Annotated in this window: 2 protein-coding genes; one reads left to right on the top strand and one right to left on the bottom strand. The window is 73.6% G+C overall.

The window, feature by feature from the left end; translation table 11 throughout:
• Window positions 1–263: 263 nt before the first annotated feature.
• Window positions 264–464: a hypothetical protein gene (locus ACFU7Y_RS43590; protein ID WP_224283890.1), complete on the bottom strand. Its 201-nt coding sequence runs from the start codon at window positions 462–464 to the stop codon at window positions 264–266.
• 405 nt (window positions 465–869) lie between these two features.
• Between ACFU7Y_RS43590 and ACFU7Y_RS43595 the strand changes: the two genes are divergently transcribed.
• The coding region (locus tag ACFU7Y_RS43595) for a serine/threonine-protein kinase (protein ID WP_380772003.1) at window positions 870–1,832 on the top strand (963 nt) is incomplete at its 3' end.

Raw genomic sequence — 1,832 nt, forward strand, 5'->3', positions numbered from 1 at the left:
ATCCGTGAGGGTCGCGGCCCCGGCCGTTTGTCGTCCCGTTCGGTGGCTTCGGGTGCCGGGTAAAGAGAAGAGCCGCGTACGGGCGCCCTCACCGACGTCCGTACGCGGCATCTCCGCCTGCCGGGGCGCTCTGCGCGCCGCTCTCGCCCGTCCGCGTGTCATCGCGGCCGCGGCCTCCCCGGCGACACCGTTCCCCGTCCCCAGGGGATCGGTGCCAGTCTTCGGCCGGCCCGTCGGGGCCGGCGTCTCCTTCCTCCTCCTGCTCAGCGGGTGATCAGATCGGCGACGGCCTGGGCCTGGTTCGCCATCTGCTCCCACCCGCCGAAGAGCAGCACCAGGAGCACGGCGCACGGCAGGGCCATGGCCAGCGCCACGGCGGGGTGCCGCGTGGGCTGCTCGGCGGACCGGGGCTGGACGGAGGCCGGCCGACGGCGGCGGGGGGTTCCCGTGAGCTGCGGTGGCATTTCCTTGCTCCTGATCCGGTCGAGTTGGCGCGGTGGACGGCTTACCTCGGGGGACGAGCTCCCCGTCCACCGCTGAACACAACGCTATTGGTCAGGGGTTCTCCGGGCGTCATGCCGTCGTACTGTTCCTCGGACGTCCCGGAGGATGACGATCGGACTCCGCGACTACTACCGCAGGGGGACGGAAGTCTCATCCGACCCCCGAGGGAACCCTGAGGGAGAACCCCGAGAAGCTCTTCGGCGACCCTGTGACCTGCAGGTCAGCGCAAGATCGGACAATCGCACGGTGGCTTCAGGTGTTGCGTATCAGCACACCGCAGCGGGCAGTCCGTAAGCTGTGCCAGACAGGAACTGACGATGGCCCAACCGACGGGGCCTCACCCACAGGCTGACGGGGAACGAGACATGGCGATGATGCGGCTGAGGCGTGAGGACCCCCGCATCGTCGGGCCGTACCGCCTGCACCGGCGACTGGGCGCCGGCGGCATGGGCGTGGTGTACCTCGGATCCGACCGCCGCGGGCAGCGCGTGGCCCTCAAGCTGATCCGCGCCGAGCTCGCCGAGGACCAGGAGTTCCGCACCCGCTTCGCCCGCGAGATCGCCGCCGCCTCCCGGATCCGGGGCGGCTGCACCGCGCGCGTCGTCGGCTCGGACATCGAGACCGAGCGGCCCTGGCTGGCCACCGCGTACGTGCCGGGGCCCTCGCTCTACAAGCGGGTCGGCGACGAGGGGCCGCTGAACTGGCCCGAGGCGGCCCGGATCGGGGCCGCACTGGCCGACGGACTCGTCAAGGTGCACGAGGCGGGGGTGGTCCACCGGGACCTCAAGCCGTCCAACATCCTGCTCTCGCCCCGGGGCCCGCGGATCATCGACTTCGGCATCGCGTGGTCACGCGGCGCCAGCACGCTCACCCACGTCGGCACCGCGGTCGGCTCCCCCGGCTTCCTCGCGCCCGAACAGGTCCGCGGAGCCGCCGTCACACCCGCCACCGACGTCTTCGCCTTCGGCGCCACGCTCGCGTACGCGCTCACCGGCGACACCCCGTTCGGGTCCGGGGCGTCCTCCGAGGTGATGTTGTACCGGGTCGTCCACGAGGAGCCCGACCTCTCGGCGGTACCGCCGCAACTGGCACCGCTGATCCGGGCCTGCCTGGCCAAGGAGCCCGCCGAACGGCCCGGGGCCGCCGCGCTGCACGAGCGGCTCAGCGAGCTGGCGGCGCGCGGTGCGGCGGCGGGCTCCGGCGGCGGTACCCGCGGCGCACGACCCGGACGGGGCGCCCCGGCACCGGCTCCGGCCCGGCAGGAGAGCGGCCGTCCCGGCATGCCGGCCCCCGGGCGCGCGCCCGAGCCGCCCGCCGCGGCGCGGGCC

The sequence above is a fragment of the Kitasatospora sp. NPDC057542 genome (assembly GCF_042801945.1).
In the GTDB taxonomy this organism is placed as follows: Bacteria; Actinomycetota; Actinomycetes; order Streptomycetales; family Streptomycetaceae; genus Kitasatospora.